The organism is Paenibacillus aceris (genome assembly GCF_017874035.1).
GTDB lineage: Bacteria > Bacillota > Bacilli > Paenibacillales > NBRC-103111 > Paenibacillus_E > Paenibacillus_E aceris.
The window spans coordinates 78,452-93,305 of the sequence record NZ_JAGGKV010000019.1; the positions used below are offsets into that span (position 1 = coordinate 78,452).

The following is a 14,854-nucleotide window of genomic DNA, read 5'->3' on the forward strand; positions in this document are numbered from 1 at the left end:
TCTTATTTTTTATATCGATCATAAGCAGCTTTATAAATTTTCATATATTCGTCCAGACCCATTTTTTGCAATTTCGCGGTATAGTTATCCCATTCCGTGAACGGAACGTTTCCTGTGATAAATTTGGCTTGCATCTCCGTTACATAGGTGTTAATATCCGTTTGCAATGCCGACAATTTGTCCGCTTCCTCAGGCGTGTACGTGAACGGCGGCCAAACCTCTTTAACGAACTGTGCATTTACTTTCTTAACAGCTTCGACGGAAGCCGGCATTCCTTCAGAACCTTTAAAAAATTGCTGTTTCAGAATTCCGGGATAACCGCCGCCAGGCCAGGTCAGGTATTGCCCGACTGCTTGATCTTGCGTCAAACCTTTCGGATTGTTTTTGATGTCATCCACGTACTCATATTGGCCATCGGCCGTTTTTTTGTAGGTCACATTTTCGAAGCCCATAAAAAACATTTTTGCGCCTTCATCGCTGTACAGATAATCGACCCATCTCATCGTGGCCTCTGGATTTTTATTGTTTTTGGTGATGGCAAAATTCCCTAGCGATCCTACCAATGATCCCACATTCGCGTATAGTTGATCCCCGTGTGGCCCTTTTAACGTCAATCCGCCGACATATCCTTTTTGCCTAAACGTTGCTTCGGGATTATAACCCGGGGTAACCGCATACTTCCCTTGTGTTCCGTTTGCAATCATCTGGTCCGTATTGGCTGAGAACGTTTCCTTGTCAAGGAGTCCCTCGCTGTAAAGCTTATTAATATACTGCAGCATCTCCTTATATTCTGTAGAGACTGGAATAAATCGCAATGCTCCCGATTTCGGATCTGTGTCTACGTTCGGATGAGAAGCTCCATTGTTGCCAAGTCCCCATGAACCCTTGATCAGTGGAATTAATGAATCTATTTTACTGCCGCCAAGCGGAATGAGATTAGGCTCCTTCTCTTTCACTTGCTTGAGGAAGCTATACAGCTCATCCGTCGTTTTGGGTTCCAACACGCCAAGCTTGTCGAGCAGCGATTTCTGGTACCACATAAAGCTTCCCGAACGCATGGCTTCGAACGATGGATCGGTTAATGTCGGAAGTCCGTAAATATTCCCATCCGGCAATGTGATTGCTTTCTTGATGTCAGGGTTTTGCTCCAGAATACGTTTTAAATTAGGCGCATACTTGTCGATCAGGTCGTTGAGTTTGACGAATACGCCCTGCTGACCGTATTTCAGCAATTCCGTGCTTGAAAACCGGCTTCCATAGAACGCGTCCGGATAGTCCCCGCTTGCCAAAACAATGTTTCTTTTCTCTATTAATTGCTCACGGTTCACATCGTTCCAAACTACGTTGACATTCGATAACTTTTTATATTCATTCCAAAGCATGATGTCGTTCAAATTTTGAGAAGCGAATCGCTTCCCTGAAAAAACTTTGATTGTGACCGGTTCTTTAACGATAGGCATTCCAGACTGTGTCACATTTGATGAAGTTGCTGTCGGCTTTTCCGCTTCAGGCTTATTGCCTGTGTCGCCGCATCCGGCCAGAAGCGATGAAATCATGATCGTTCCCATTGATACGGCCATCCACTTTTTCATTTTCATCGTAAATCCTCCTCGTATGATTAGGTCTTTTTATCCCTTTATGGCTCCAATCATGACACCTTTGGTAAAGTATTTCTGCAAAAACGGATAAAGCATGAGAACCGGGAGATTGGCAACAATAACGACAGCATATTTGATTGTTTGAGCGTACAAAATCTGCTGGGTCATCGCTTCCGAGCTGCCCGCCATTTGGTCCATCTGATTCTGGATTAATATTTCCCTCAAAACCAATTGAAGCGGGAACAGCTTTTGATCGGTCAAATAGATGAGCGCGTTGAAATACGAATTCCAATGTGCAACGCTGTAAAACAATGTCATCACGGCAAGGATCGGCATAGACAGCGGTAAAATAATTCTCCATAACATTTGAAAATCGGAAATTCCATCGATTGCCGCGGCTTCCTGTATTTCATTAGGAATACTGTGCTGAAAAAAAGTGCGCACAATGATGATATTCCAGATGGATACCGCGTTCGGTATGATCAGTGCCCACATCGTGTTTAACATGCCAAGCTTTTTTACCAGCAAATAACTTGGTATAAGCCCGCCGCTGAAGAACATGGTAAAAACGAACAGGGCCATGACGATATTTCTTCCGGCCAAATCTTTTCGCGATAAAGGAAATGCCGCTAAAATCGTCATGAAGAGATTGATCGAGGTACCTAGAACGGTGTATAAAATGGTGTTCAGGTACCCACTTAATATTTCCTTGTTCTGAAAAACTTTTTCATAGCCAAGGAACGTAATGCCTTTCGGCCAAAGCCACATTTTCCCGCTGTTTACTAGCTGCGGATCGCTGACCGATGCGCTGATTACGAACAGTAGCGGGTATATGATGATAAGAAGAATGACGGCTAAAACGGTATAGTTCAGCCAGTCGAACATGCGGTCACCCTTCGTCTGCCGCGTAAGTGCACTCGCGCCTTTTACCATAAGCTCGCTCCTCCGGCTCTTCTGGCAATGAAATTGACCGTTACCAGCAAGATCAAGTTGATGACGGCATTAAACAAATCGACAGCCGTCGCAAAGCTGTATTGAGCTTCCATAATTCCGCTTCGATATACGAAAGTGGAGATTACATCGGAGCTATCCATATTTAAACTATTTTGCAACAGAAAGGCCTTTTCGAAGCCTACTCCCAGAATTGCGCCTGCTTTTAAGATGAGCAAGATCACGATCGTCGGCATAATACCGGGGATATTAATGTGCCATATTCTTTGCAGCCTTGATGCTCCATCAACTCTGGCCGCTTCGTGCAGTTGAGGATCGATTCCACTGAGTGCGGCCAAATAAATGATCGAGCTCCATCCCATCTGCTGCCAAACGCCTGACAGAACGAAGATCGTTTTATACCATCCCGCTTCCGTTAAAAAGTCAATAGGCTTTCCGCCAAACAGCTTGATGACCAAATTAACGATCCCGGTGTCCGGAGATAAAAAGATCATAATCATACCGACCAGAACGACAGTCGATAAGAAGTGCGGCATATAAGTGACTGTTTGAATGAACCGCTTGTAGAAATGATGGCGCACTTCATGGATCATCAGCGCCAGAAGGATGGGCACCGGAAACCCCACGGCAAGTTCATACAAGCCGATGCCTAATGTGTTTTTGATGAGCCGCCAAAAATAAAAGCTGTCAAAGAAACGTTCAAAGTGTCTGAATCCTACCCACGGGCTACCGAAAATACCTTTCGTCGCAACGAAATCTTTGAACGCCAGTTGAACGCCATACATCGGCCAATAATGGAAAATGAGAAAATAAATAATGACCGGAGAAAGCATCACATATAATCGCCAGTTTTTAATAGCTGATTTCCAGACTCTACGGTATTTTGTTGTTGTCCTCATGCTCGCTGATACATCTTTCATCGCGTTGCAAAACACCTTCCCTCTGTATCTGAAATCTTGGAACGTTCCTGTGTCTACAATACTGAACGATCGGAATGTTAGCCATTAGCAGTTTTTTTTTCCATCAGCTAATTTTTACAATAGCGTGTAATTAACCCCTCAATCAGAAAATTCCCCTCAAATAGTTGGATTCTGTCCCTAACACAACGTCCATCGCTTCAATAATAATCAACTATTCGAAAGTTGCTATCAGCATTTTTTCATCCATCAGCTTATATTTACAAACTCATGGCATGACGAAAAAAGGGCCAGATATCTCCAGCCCTTTTATACCAAATGAATATGATAGCTTACAAAACCGTTTAACTCACAATATCTGCTTTCATCTCTGGAGAGCTACCTTGAATAATCTTTCTATACTCCATCGGTGTAACGCCTTCGGCTTTTTTAAACTTTCGGATGAAATTGGCTGCATCGACATAACCGGCTTCAAGCATAATTTCCTTTAACGTCATCTCTGTCGTTCCGATTAATTTTTTGGAAAGATCCATTCTCAGTTGATCAATATAACGCATGAGCGAACAATCCGTATGATCTTTAAAAAATCGGGTGGCATAAGAAGCGGAAATGCCAAAAGTATCGGCTATTCTGTTAAGATCAATCGTACTGTCCCGGAAATTATCATCCATATATGCTTTCATGTTTTCAAGCAGCATGAAATTTTTACTTTCTTTCTTTTTTACAATATGAGTGCAAACGTTTCTACAGAAATCAATAATAAAGGTTTCCAACTCTTCAATGGTTTCAAAACGCGGAATATAAAGATCTTCCAACATTTGCTCAATGCCTTGATCGGTTTCGATGTTCATTTCCCTCAAGGCCTTCATCATCGTATTCACAATGCCAAAACAAATGAATTCCACAGCCTCAAGTGACATCTGCCTGGTTACGATATTGTCCATCGTGTCCCTGATGATTTTCTGGACTTCTTCGGCATTCCCCTGTTTGATTGCCTTGAGCAGCTGCATTTCCAGTTCGAGAGGATACCAGCTTTCTCGTTTATTGGAGTTTTGCAAATCGCTGTAGCAAATGATCTGGTCTCTTCCCCTAATAAAACGATACCGCATCGCTTGACGGGCCTGCAAAAAAGATTGATGAATCATCAATTGATCGGTATAAATACCTCCGATTCCGACGGTCACCGTCACATGGAAGTCATGTTTAAATAATTGTTTAACTTTATCGGCTAAACTTTTAATATGATCCAGTTGAGCCGCTTCTTCATCCATGTTCAGTAAAATGACGATTCCCCGATCTTCGGATAATTCTACTCCGAACCCTTTTCCAAGCTCTAAGGATAATTCTTCTGTGACCTTGATTAAACTATATTTTAATATTTCTTGCATCGGTTTGGGGTATTCCTGAATGAATTGCTTATAGTTGTCGATCAAAAATAACAAAACGACAAAATGCGATTTATCCAGCTGCATGCTGGAAATGGCAGACGTCGTATCCAGCTGTTCCTTCTTTTTAGCGCTTCCCTTGACCAGCTTAAGCAACGATTGTTCCTTGACGATGCTTGCCTGGCTTTGCAGCTTGTACATTAATCCGTCACATTCTTTATTCATTTCCGATACATAATCGGATATCAGATCGATTTCATTTGATTTTTTCGATAGAACCGTTAAGTGCGTATGTTGACCGTTGCTTATAGCCGATATGAGCTTTCTGAGCGGTCTGTAATTTCGTTCTGAGAAGGATATCGCCATCAAAATGCCCAAAATTAATACAGCGCCTATTGTCCAAGCAAACAACTCGCGGCTTTGATCGACTTTACTCATCACTTGCGCACTCGGCATAACCGTAATGTAAGACCATCCATTAAAATCAGATTTAACATGAATGACGGTATAGTTGTTCTGGTTAATCTTCACTTCACTTACAGGATCCGTTTTCGTTTGTGTTTGGACCCAACGAAGGACATCCGCCTCATCTGCCCCGCTTTCGCTATTTGTATGATGCGCGATAATATCGCGGCCGTTCAGAATATATACGAAACCGTGATTATTACCCAATACATTTTGAATTAATTGATTTATGGTCCGTTCCTCAATCAAGAATAAGACGGCGCCAAGCGGCTTGGTTGAATTGTTCGAAATAGGGTATATATAAGTGGATATATTCGTCAACTTTGCGTTAATACTAACCTGCTCCAATGGCCGCATAACAGGAGAAACCATAGAGGGCAATATACTTGAAAAATGGTCAAAACTCCAATTTTGATATTTATAAATGTAGTTGAAAAAGTTATTTGTATCGTAAGTTCCACTCGCTGCGTACATCGAAGTACAGGTTGGGCAAGAATAATATAGAATGATGTCGCGGATAAACAGGTTCGTCGACTGGTATTTTTTCAATTCTTCCACAGTTCTATATGATGAATACGCATCCTCTGAGACCATAAAAGGCGTTAATAAAGAATCGGAAGAGATCTGCAGAGCCATTCGATTCATCTCGCCGATTCTTGTATCCATTTCATCTTTAATTTTACTCATCGTCGAAAAAGTGGAGGTTTCAATTTCATTACTTAACGTATGAAAAAACGATTGATACACCACTCCGCCTACGAATATCAGCAGTGTCACAATAAGAAAAATGTAAGAGAATAAGTAATGATAAAACCGGTTCTTCCACTTGCGGTTTCTGAAAAAACCGACTATATTTCCCACTGTCAAATTCCCCCATTTTTAAATTATTGAAAGCGCTTCCGTTTGAAGGGGTAGTCTACAATCATTATAAAGAGTTTGCCAATTGTTTTGTTTTAAAGTATTGTAAACTGTTTACTTCGAAAAAGTCTACATAAAAAATATAGTAGACTGCCAGCAGTTCTCCGCCATGATTCCAAACTTTACTTATGAATCTCCAACATCTGTCATGAATATGTGAAATAAATAAGGGCAGAATCTTGCAGTCTTCACTATCAAGTTAGAGGCAAATCATTTTTTTATGAATACGAATAATTCATTTATAAAAACGAAAAATATGTCATTGAATCCAGAAAATATTCTAATCAGAATATTTTCTGGATGATTACGTATGTCTATAGCGCGCACGATTAATTATAACTTTGGTTTCAATTGCCATCTTTCTTACACTGTTCATTCCAAGGTTGTGGTGCAAGCTCTATTACACGATTACATGATTCAAATGAATTCATGGGATTGAGCAACTACGTAGAAATGGTAATTAGCCGACGCCAACCGAAGCAAAAACCGCCCCCCCCTCGGAGTCCCGGTCCTTTTCCACCTATCCAACCTTAGAGAGCCGCCCATCCCGAAAATACACAACCCGCTTCGCCTGCTGCGCAATCGCCAGATCATGCGTAATCAAAACGACCGTCCTACCCTGCTCATTCAAACTCTTAAAAATCTCCAAAATCTCCACACCCGTCTTCGAATCCAGCGCACCTGTCGGCTCATCCGCCAGAATAATCGCCGGATCACCCGCCAACGTCCGGGCAATCGCAACACGCTGCTGCTGCCCGCCGGAAAGCTCCGAAGGCAGATGCCGCCTGCGTTCCACTAAATCCACCGCTTCCAAAGCCTTCATGACAAGCGGCTCCCGCTCTTTCTTGCTCATCCCTCGGTAAATGAGCGGCAGCTCTACATTCTCATACGCATTAAGCCGTGGCAGCAAATTAAAGCTCTGAAAAACGAATCCGATCTTCCGATTCCTTATTTCAGCCAACTGAGCATCCTTCATTTGATTAATTGCCATCCCATCCAGCACATAATCCCCATGATCCGCAATATCCAAGCAGCCAATGATGTTCATCAGCGTCGATTTCCCCGACCCCGACGGGCCCATAATCGCCACGAACTCGCCATGATCGATTTCCAGGGAAATATCATCCAAAGCCTGAATCGTTTCCCCGCCCATCTCATAGTTCTTACTCACATGTTCGATCTGGATTAAGGTCATTCCCTTCGCCTCCATTACTTGATCCCAAATAAATGAAGTGTGCGACTTATCAACCTAACCGACCTTACCGCTTCGCTTTATAAAACTCATGATACAGCTTCATCAGTGCCCGCTTCTCAATCCGTGACACATACGAACGCGAAATCCCCAGCTCCTTCGCAATCTCCCGCTGCGTACGCTCTTCCCCGCCAAGCTCCAGCCCAAACCGTCCGACGACAACCTCCTTCTCGCGATCGTCCAAGATCTCTAAATTTCGATATATTTTACTCTTCTCTATCTTGAGCTGAACCTTGTCTACGACATCGTCGGCTTCCGTACCGAGGATATCAATCAAAGTAATTTCATTCCCCTCTTTGTCCGTTCCGATGGGATCATGCAAGGACACATCCTTGCGCGTTTTCTTCAGCGAGCGCAGATGCATCAGTATTTCGTTTTCGATACAGCGAGCCGCGAAAGTCGCGAGCTTCGTGCCCTTATTCGGCGAGAACGACTCGATCGCCTTAATTAATCCAATCGTCCCGATCGAAATCAAATCCTCGAGATCTTCCCCCGTATTATCGAATTTTTTCACTATATGCGCGACAAGCCTCAAATTGTGTTCAATCAGTTTATTTCTTGAATGATCATTGCCTTCGGCCATCAGTCTAAGATGCTTTTCTTCTTCTTCCTCAGTTAAAGGTTGTGGAAACGCGTTATTTTTGACATAGGATACAAGTAAAGTTAACTGTTTGATTAATACAGCAATTGCACTGAAAATCCCAGGCATTCTAGCCACCCCCTTCGATGTGTGCGGATCTTAGCTGCTTCGGATGCCTCCGCTTTAAAGATTAGTATTAGTGTATGTGGGTTTGTGCCTAGAAGTGCCTGTACTGAATAACTTACGTGAATAAGTCTTCAGGACTTAACTTATTTAAATCACATGAGAAGGTCCGTATAATACTGAGATGAGACAAAAACTTTATTCTCCTTTCATTGAACTCGAACATCACTTTCTCTTTTGAAATCTCCATCAAATAAAACTTCATTTTGACGTCTATAACCTCTCTGTAGTTTCTAATTTCGGTCATATTAATGAACCCACTGGCAGCAAGAACTTCTATTTTTGAGATATCTACAACCGCCGCGTTCAACAATTCATTACCTCCAAAGAGTCTTACAAAATCTTCGACTAGATACACTGGCTTTTTCTCTAATAGAGAGATTGTCCCATAATCAATTTTGGCCTTATTCTCTCTATGTAGAATCAAAGAAGAAACTGCAAGCTTTCTGACTTTATCCCATTCTGAAGATAATGCCTCAAGCTTCTTATGATGTTCACGCCACACCATTAAGGTTTGGAATGTCTAAACTCGCCCACCATTCATTATCTTCTTTAGACTCTAGCTGCTTGTTCGGGGTAAATCGAACATACTTATCTACTCGCGATTTTCTTTCATAGTCCAAGGTATTGCGTTGGTAATTACTTAATTGTTCACTGCTAATGGAGCACGATTCTACTAATATACCTAGATTAAAAAACAGCTCCTTAAAGCCTCTTTATCCCAGTTATACTCCTTACTCGAAACAAACTTACTTACAACCTCCGACTCCTTCCACTCAATTCGTTTTTTGTCAGTTGTCATTTGGTACGCACGAATATTCTCCTTAATATTCGTAACGAGCTCCAGATACTTCATTTGAAAGAGCATTCCCTACTCAACTATTTTTTTCGGACTATAGACATTAGCTCGTTTTAACTTAAACTTCCTATGCAATACCATGCCAACATTTGTATTATTATTTGTTTGTTCAGCTAACAAGCCCTCTAAGTGGCCAATCGTTGTAATTTGAACTTCATCCCCCAAATAATGAACTCGAACCTCATCTACGAGCCATTCAACAATCCTTCTTTTGTCATCAAACGAGAGTTCTGTACCACCGTCTTCGATAAACTCCTGAATTCGTTCAGTAGCTATAATGAATTTTCTCAGCATTCATATTCCCTTGTTCGGATGAGTTACAAATACATGAGAGATTAGTCCAACAGAAATATCTTTCCGAAGCCGGTTGAGTTGCGGACGCTCTAAATAACGCTTTAAATCATTATCATCCTTCGCGATTTTACACATGCTTGAGGAGAATGTTCCTGTTCGCTATAATGTAACGTATCAAACCAATACCACTCATTCTCCGGACTCCCTTCCTGTATTTTGAGAACCATTATACTTCCTTCTGCCGGTAACGTAAGTAAAGCTGCAGCTTTTATGGTAGATACCAAATCACGCAATACTATTAGTTTCGTTAACGGTGTCGGATTCTCAAATGGATGTGCCGAGTTCGTGCCAAACCATCCCCACCCCGGCCAATCCTGATGGAGGTACTTGGACCTTATATCCAGTTCAAGCAACGCAAATGCATTTTGATTTACTTAAACGAGGCACATGCTCTTTTACAATTACAATTGGAGAAAGTTATGGTTATCTGGACAGGCTGGAATTAGTTAATACGAATGCAAGAAAAGCCATTACATTTATCTATAAGGTTTATAAATTAAAGCTTGAAAACAATCGGTTTCCCCCCATAAGGAGAGGTTCAAATGCTTCAATTTTTAGGTCATATTGGTTCATTCCCTATTCGTTCGTACAGTATCCTATTTGTATTAGCTTGTATATTAGGAATTGGTGTTACAGTAACATTAGCAAAACTGCAAAAGAAACATGAGCTTGCAGATCATTTGTTAAATCTAGCCGTTCCTATGTTTATTGGTGCTATTATAGGTTCTCGGTTTTGGCAAGTCTTTTTATTTGATTGGGGGTATTACTCCAAGAACCCAGGAGAAATTATAGCAATTTGGCATGGCGGATTATCGATTCAAGGTGGAATTGTTGGGGCCGTAGTTGTCGGGATTTGGTATGTGAAAAAGCATAAGCTTTCATTCTGGGAACTTGCAGATTTATGTGCACCTGGTCTTATCCTCGGACAAAGTATTGGTAGAGACGCCAACCTGATGAACGGTGACGCATTCGGGGACCCTACAGGGGGCAACTGGGGAATTTTGTACCCGGAAGGCACGAATGCAAGAGAAACATTTGAAAACCAACCCTTGTATCCAGCAGAAGTTTGGGAAGGTCAAATGGACGTCATTATTTTCGCTATTGTAATGATGCTCTTACAGAAAAAATTAACGCGTGGCTATTTATTCCTCATAACGAACATTTTATACAATGTTGGGCGGTTTCTGTTAGAAATGCTTAGAGGTGATACACCTAAATATATGTTGGGTTGGACTACTGCTCAATGGACTTCAGTAAGCATTATTGTGATTTGTATAGCAGCAGGATTATATCTTCGCTTAAAGCAATCTCCTCCAAAGGATTTATTAGAACAATAAGTAAAACCAACATCAAACCAATAAGGATAAGAGAAAGAAAAATGAACATAACAATTATTTTTGACGAGCGAAAGCTCCCACTGTTTATTCCTTTTCGTTTAGAAAAATAATCGAGCGTAGCTAACACAGTAACAAGTACCCCAAGAATAACTGAGCTTATTCCTACGATTGAAGCGATATTATGAATATAATAGGAATATTGGGTTGCTCGAAATACGATTCCCGAAGCCAAAAAACCAATTCCAACGGTAGCGATTCCTGTCCGGACCCAAGCGAGAAATGTTCGCTCATTCGCAAGGTGCTGTTGGACAAATTTCGATTCATGTGTGTTCCCTTCCTCCATTTGTATCCTCCTCGTATTTACTATCTCCAAAGTATGATAAAAGACTCAAACTAATATCATAATAAACTGGTTTGAGTTCTTATTATATTATGTTGTTACTTTAATCCAAACAGACCAATCAGGAGATAGCCTAGAATTGAAAGCAATACGGACCCTATAAAACCCGCAGCAAACGACATCAATCCCAGTCGTCGGAACGTGGCCAAATCAACATTAAGCCCAAGACCAGCCATAGCCATCGCAATCAGTAAATATGCAACAACGATGATTTGGTTAGTAAAACCAGTTGGAATAATACCTAATGTGTTTACACCACTCATAACAAGGAAACCTAGAATAAACCATGGAATCGGGATGGATCTCCAGTTCGCTTTTTGGATGTTGGTGTTTTTCTTATGCTCGATACGGTTTGTCCAGACACCGAGAACGATTGCCACCGGTACCAAAAGAGCAACTCGTGTTAATTTCACAATAACAGCCAGATCTACTGCATCTTTACCTCCGGGAGCCGCAGCTGCAATGACATGCGCAATTTCGTGAAGGGTTGCCCCAGAGAAGATACCATAACCTTTTGCTGTTAAGCCTAGTACCGGATATAGAATCGTGTAGAGAAGTGTGAAAATGGTACCCAAAATAGCGACAGTCGCCGCTCCAATAGCTGTCTCATCATCATTCGCCTTAATTTGCGGAGATATCGCTACTACTGCAGCAGCCCCGCAAATAGCGGTGCCACAGGCCGTCAAAATGCCTAAGCGGTTTTCTACCTTAAACAACTTTGCTATGCCATAAACAGCACAAATCGTAAAAACAATATTAATGATCGCAATGGCCAAGACTTTAGGACCAGCATGAACGATATCAATCAAGTTCAATCTCATCCCCAACAAGATAATGCCATATCGTAAAAGTGTTTTACTTGAGAAAGAAACACCTTTCACTGCATGCTGAGGGACCCCAATAATGCCTCTCCATATCATACCGAGCAATATCGCAATCACAAGCTGGCCCATAATACTGAGAAACGGAAAGACCGCTAAGTACTTTGCAGCGATTGCAAGAGCGAATGTTAAGCTAATTCCTTTTACTACGCCGAATTCCCTATTTTGCTTGTTCGGTAAGGTATATAAATTTTCCACCATAATCCTCACCCTCTCCTTCAGTTATACTTCGTTGTCCTTATATTCTTCACTATAAGGCCGTTTGAATAATAAGTTAAATACCAATAATCTATCTTTATCATGAGAAAAACTTATGATTAGATTGTAGCCCTTCCCAAATATATATAAAATGTTGTTCTAGGAGGTATTGGAAATGATTGTTGATGCACTTCGTGTTTTTGTTACTGTAGCAGAGCAAAATAACTTCTCTAGAGCAGGAGAACTGTTAAACTTGTCTCAGCCTGCCGTTTCATTACAAATTCGAAACCTAGAAAACGAATTCAATGCCAAACTCATGCATCGTTCGCCAAAGCATGTAGTTCTTACCGATGCAGGAGAAATTCTATACAGGCAAGCTAAGCAAATTCTTTCCCTTTACGAACAAGGAAAACAAAACATTCATTTATTGAATCAGAAGGTAACAGGATCTATTCAAATTGGAGCTAGTTTTACAATTGGTGAATATATCTTGCCGCGGCTGCTTGCGGATTTTGCAAATCAATTCCCAGAGGTAGAAATGTCTTTGACCATTGCAAATACAGAGGAGATTGCGTTAGCGCTAAAAGCCAACAAACTTGATCTTGGTTTAGTCGAGGGAGAAGTGTCACATAACGGGATTCAAATTACAACTTATATGAAAGATGAAATGCTCCTCATTACTTCTCGCAATCATCCATTATGTGTAAAAAAGACCGTGAAGCCGGATATGCTCCATGATTACACCTGGGTTCTCAGGGAACATGGTTCCGGTACTCGGTCTTATAGCGATAATTTTATCCAAACAAATAGTTTGCGAATTAAACAGTCATATGTATTTACCAGTAGTCAAGGAGTTAAAGAAGCCGTTTCTGCTGGCTTGGGAATCTCCATTCTGTCACGCTGGATTGTTCGGAAAGAGTTAGAAGCTGGAGAGATTACGGCTATCCCTCTCAGCCCCAAGTTAACAGAACGCGATTTCTGGATTATTCAAAATAAAGATTTTTCTTCGTCAATGGCAATCAATATGTTCATACAAAAACTGTTAGAGCGGACACCGCTTTATTCTACATAAACTCGTATTTTTGAATGTCGTTATAACCATAGCCTTTTTTGTTCCAATCGGCCGTTTCCGGCTGAACATTTCCTGCAATGTCCGTAACAGGCACACAGACGTCAGTTCCGGAATTCGTTGCCGTCCATTTTAGATACAAATGTCGTCCATGAATAAGGCTCATACGAATCTAACCATTGCGCACGCTGCCATGTCATGCCATGATCAGTGTTTACTACAACAACTTTCTTTGCGGTGCATGGTTGCTCGACACTTCCATGATACCAAGCCAGAAGAATTTTTTTTGTAAAAAGAGGTAATTTTTTTCCTTCCGCACTCTTACAGTTGCAAGCGATTAGACTGCTTCATTAGGTACGAAAGTTGAGTTAAGTATTTATTTATAGGTAAAATTAATTGAAGAAATGAGTTAATAATCACAAAACTCACTTTCGACTTTGTCGAGTATCGTGTTAATTTAAACCAGGAGGTTGCAGCTATGGACTTAAAGTTATTTGGAAAAAAAGCACTTATTGTAGGAGGAAGCCGTGGCATTGGTAAAGCGATTGCCCGCCAATTGGCTCTGGAAGGTGTAGACTGTACGATTTGTTCAAGAAACAAATCCTCGCTAAACATCGCTGCAGAGGAATTGGCTCAGGAAACAAAAAGAAATATCTATCCGATTGTGGCAGATACCACGAATCCTGACTCTATCCTAAATTTAGTTGCAAATTCAGCTAAGGCGATGGGGAGTATTGATATTCTAATCAATTGCGGGGCCCGTGTTGGCGGTCAAGTGCCAGAGGATTTTAACAGCATTAAAGATGAACTTATTCTGAGAGATTTTGAAGAAAAGTATTTGGGCTATTTTCGCAGTATCCGTGCTGTAGCACCTTATATGATAAAAAATAATTGGGGACGTATCATTAATATAAGCGGTTTGGCTGCCAGAATAGGTGGCAATTATTTTAGTTCCGGTCCGCGTAATGCATCTGTTGTCCATTTGACAAAATCCGCATCAATGGAATTAGGGAAGCACGGAATTACCGTCAATGCAGTTTATCCAGGGATTGTAAGTACGGAAGCATTTAGAGAACAGGTTACTGATGAGGATGCTTTACGCCAGTTAGCGGCAATGAATACGCTCGGTCGGTTGATTACAGTGGAGGAAATTGCTAATGTCGTTACCTTCCTGGCTTCACCTTTGTCGGCATCGATTTGCGGCGATGTCATTTCGGTAACTGGTGGCATTGGAAATACCGTTTATTACTAAAAAGTTAGGACGATACTGTTAACTGTAACGCAGATTATCCATAATACAAAAAAACGAGCCTATCTAATATCGAGGAAACTGAAGAACTAGTTGTTTTTCAGAGCAGCTAAGTGGTACGAGTATAAAAGACGACCATAATTCCCAGTTTTTTTGGGATTATGGTCGTCTTTCCATATCTAAACAAGATTTGTTGGTTGGTTTCTTTCTATATCAGCTTTCCTGAAAGCGCCATTTGTTCAGTTTGCTCGGTGGATA

At 41.3% G+C, this 14,854-nt stretch carries 14 protein-coding genes; 3 read left to right on the forward strand and 11 right to left on the reverse strand.

What is annotated here, in order from left to right; all coding sequences use genetic code 11:
* Nucleotides 1-2: 2 nt before the first annotated feature.
* The 8 genes from J2Z65_RS26495 to J2Z65_RS36190 form a co-directional block, all read right to left on the reverse strand.
* Nucleotides 3-1,598, reverse strand: coding sequence for an extracellular solute-binding protein (locus J2Z65_RS26495; RefSeq protein ID WP_167052242.1), 1,596 nt, complete (start codon nt 1,596-1,598; stop codon nt 3-5).
* A 30-nt stretch (nt 1,599-1,628) separates the two neighbouring features.
* On the reverse strand, nt 1,629-2,531 hold the full coding sequence (locus tag J2Z65_RS26500) for a carbohydrate ABC transporter permease (protein ID WP_167052245.1): 903 nt from the start codon (nt 2,529-2,531) through the stop codon (nt 1,629-1,631).
* Nucleotides 2,525-3,469 (reverse strand): ABC transporter permease, encoded by a 945-nt coding sequence (locus J2Z65_RS26505; RefSeq protein WP_167052247.1) that lies wholly within the window; start codon nt 3,467-3,469, stop codon nt 2,525-2,527. The genes J2Z65_RS26500 and J2Z65_RS26505 overlap by 7 nt, the downstream gene beginning before the upstream one ends.
* A gap of 341 nt (nt 3,470-3,810) precedes the next feature.
* On the reverse strand, nt 3,811-6,177 hold the full coding sequence (locus tag J2Z65_RS35955) for a helix-turn-helix domain-containing protein (RefSeq protein ID WP_167052249.1): 2,367 nt from the start codon (nt 6,175-6,177) through the stop codon (nt 3,811-3,813).
* A 577-nt stretch (nt 6,178-6,754) separates the two neighbouring features.
* A complete protein-coding gene (locus J2Z65_RS26515; protein WP_167052251.1) occupies nt 6,755-7,429 on the reverse strand; it encodes an ABC transporter ATP-binding protein in 675 nt (224 codons plus the stop codon).
* 64 nt (nt 7,430-7,493) lie between these two features.
* The gene (gene sigK / locus J2Z65_RS26520) at nt 7,494-8,195 is read right to left on the reverse strand and encodes an RNA polymerase sporulation sigma factor SigK (protein WP_209856171.1); all 702 of its coding nucleotides are present in this window, start codon (nt 8,193-8,195) and stop codon (nt 7,494-7,496) included.
* Between the two features lie 925 nt (nt 8,196-9,120).
* The gene (locus J2Z65_RS26525; RefSeq protein WP_167052253.1) at nt 9,121-9,402 is read right to left on the reverse strand and encodes a hypothetical protein; all 282 of its coding nucleotides are present in this window, start codon (nt 9,400-9,402) and stop codon (nt 9,121-9,123) included.
* A gap of 101 nt (nt 9,403-9,503) precedes the next feature.
* Nucleotides 9,504-9,815: a potassium-transporting ATPase subunit KdpA gene (locus tag J2Z65_RS36190; RefSeq protein ID WP_167052255.1), complete on the reverse strand. Its 312-nt coding sequence runs from the start codon at nt 9,813-9,815 to the stop codon at nt 9,504-9,506.
* A 189-nt stretch (nt 9,816-10,004) separates the two neighbouring features.
* Here J2Z65_RS36190 and lgt point away from each other — a divergent pair, with 189 nt between their 5' ends.
* Nucleotides 10,005-10,799 (forward strand): prolipoprotein diacylglyceryl transferase, encoded by a 795-nt coding sequence (lgt, locus tag J2Z65_RS26535; protein ID WP_167052257.1) that lies wholly within the window; start codon nt 10,005-10,007, stop codon nt 10,797-10,799.
* Here lgt and J2Z65_RS26540 read toward each other — a convergent pair.
* Both J2Z65_RS26540 and J2Z65_RS26545 read right to left on the reverse strand, forming a co-directional pair.
* Nucleotides 10,723-11,142 carry a YidH family protein gene (locus tag J2Z65_RS26540; protein ID WP_167052260.1) on the reverse strand — a complete coding sequence of 140 codons (420 nt, stop codon included), beginning with the start codon at nt 11,140-11,142 and terminating at the stop codon, nt 10,723-10,725. The two genes, lgt and J2Z65_RS26540, sit on opposite strands and share 77 nt — an antisense overlap.
* Before the next feature lie 95 nt (nt 11,143-11,237).
* The gene (locus J2Z65_RS26545; protein WP_167052262.1) at nt 11,238-12,281 is read right to left on the reverse strand and encodes a YeiH family protein; all 1,044 of its coding nucleotides are present in this window, start codon (nt 12,279-12,281) and stop codon (nt 11,238-11,240) included.
* Nucleotides 12,282-12,453: 172 nt separating this feature from the next.
* Here J2Z65_RS26545 and J2Z65_RS26550 point away from each other — a divergent pair, with 172 nt between their 5' ends.
* Nucleotides 12,454-13,350, forward strand: a complete 897-nt coding sequence (locus J2Z65_RS26550) for a LysR family transcriptional regulator (RefSeq protein WP_167052264.1) — start codon at nt 12,454-12,456, stop codon at nt 13,348-13,350.
* Here the strand turns inward: J2Z65_RS26550 and J2Z65_RS26555 are convergent.
* A complete protein-coding gene (locus J2Z65_RS26555; RefSeq protein ID WP_167052266.1) occupies nt 13,343-13,513 on the reverse strand; it encodes a hypothetical protein in 171 nt (56 codons plus the stop codon). The genes J2Z65_RS26550 and J2Z65_RS26555 overlap by 8 nt on opposite strands.
* A 312-nt stretch (nt 13,514-13,825) precedes the next feature.
* On the opposite strand from J2Z65_RS26555, the gene J2Z65_RS26560 reads away from it, so the two are divergent.
* Nucleotides 13,826-14,599 (forward strand): SDR family NAD(P)-dependent oxidoreductase, encoded by a 774-nt coding sequence (locus tag J2Z65_RS26560; protein ID WP_167052268.1) that lies wholly within the window; start codon nt 13,826-13,828, stop codon nt 14,597-14,599.
* The last annotated feature ends 255 nt before the right edge of the window (nt 14,600-14,854 follow it).

Coding starts and splice junctions, on each gene's coding strand:
- J2Z65_RS26495 (WP_167052242.1), bottom strand. CDS start 1,598: ATGAAAATGAAAAAGTGGATGGCCGTATCAATGGGAACGATCATGATT.
- J2Z65_RS26500 (WP_167052245.1), bottom strand. CDS start 2,531: ATGGTAAAAGGCGCGAGTGCACTTACGCGGCAGACGAAGGGTGACCGC.
- J2Z65_RS26505 (WP_167052247.1), bottom strand. CDS start 3,469: ATGAAAGATGTATCAGCGAGCATGAGGACAACAACAAAATACCGTAGA.
- J2Z65_RS26515 (WP_167052251.1), bottom strand. CDS start 7,429: ATGACCTTAATCCAGATCGAACATGTGAGTAAGAACTATGAGATGGGC.
- sigK (WP_209856171.1), bottom strand. CDS start 8,195: ATGCCTGGGATTTTCAGTGCAATTGCTGTATTAATCAAACAGTTAACT.
- J2Z65_RS26525 (WP_167052253.1), bottom strand. CDS start 9,402: ATGCTGAGAAAATTCATTATAGCTACTGAACGAATTCAGGAGTTTATC.
- lgt (WP_167052257.1), top strand. CDS start 10,005: ATGCTTCAATTTTTAGGTCATATTGGTTCATTCCCTATTCGTTCGTAC.
- J2Z65_RS26540 (WP_167052260.1), bottom strand. CDS start 11,142: ATGGAGGAAGGGAACACACATGAATCGAAATTTGTCCAACAGCACCTT.
- J2Z65_RS26545 (WP_167052262.1), bottom strand. CDS start 12,281: ATGGTGGAAAATTTATATACCTTACCGAACAAGCAAAATAGGGAATTC.
- J2Z65_RS26550 (WP_167052264.1), top strand. CDS start 12,454: ATGATTGTTGATGCACTTCGTGTTTTTGTTACTGTAGCAGAGCAAAAT.
- J2Z65_RS26555 (WP_167052266.1), bottom strand. CDS start 13,513: ATGAGCCTTATTCATGGACGACATTTGTATCTAAAATGGACGGCAACG.
- J2Z65_RS26560 (WP_167052268.1), top strand. CDS start 13,826: ATGGACTTAAAGTTATTTGGAAAAAAAGCACTTATTGTAGGAGGAAGC.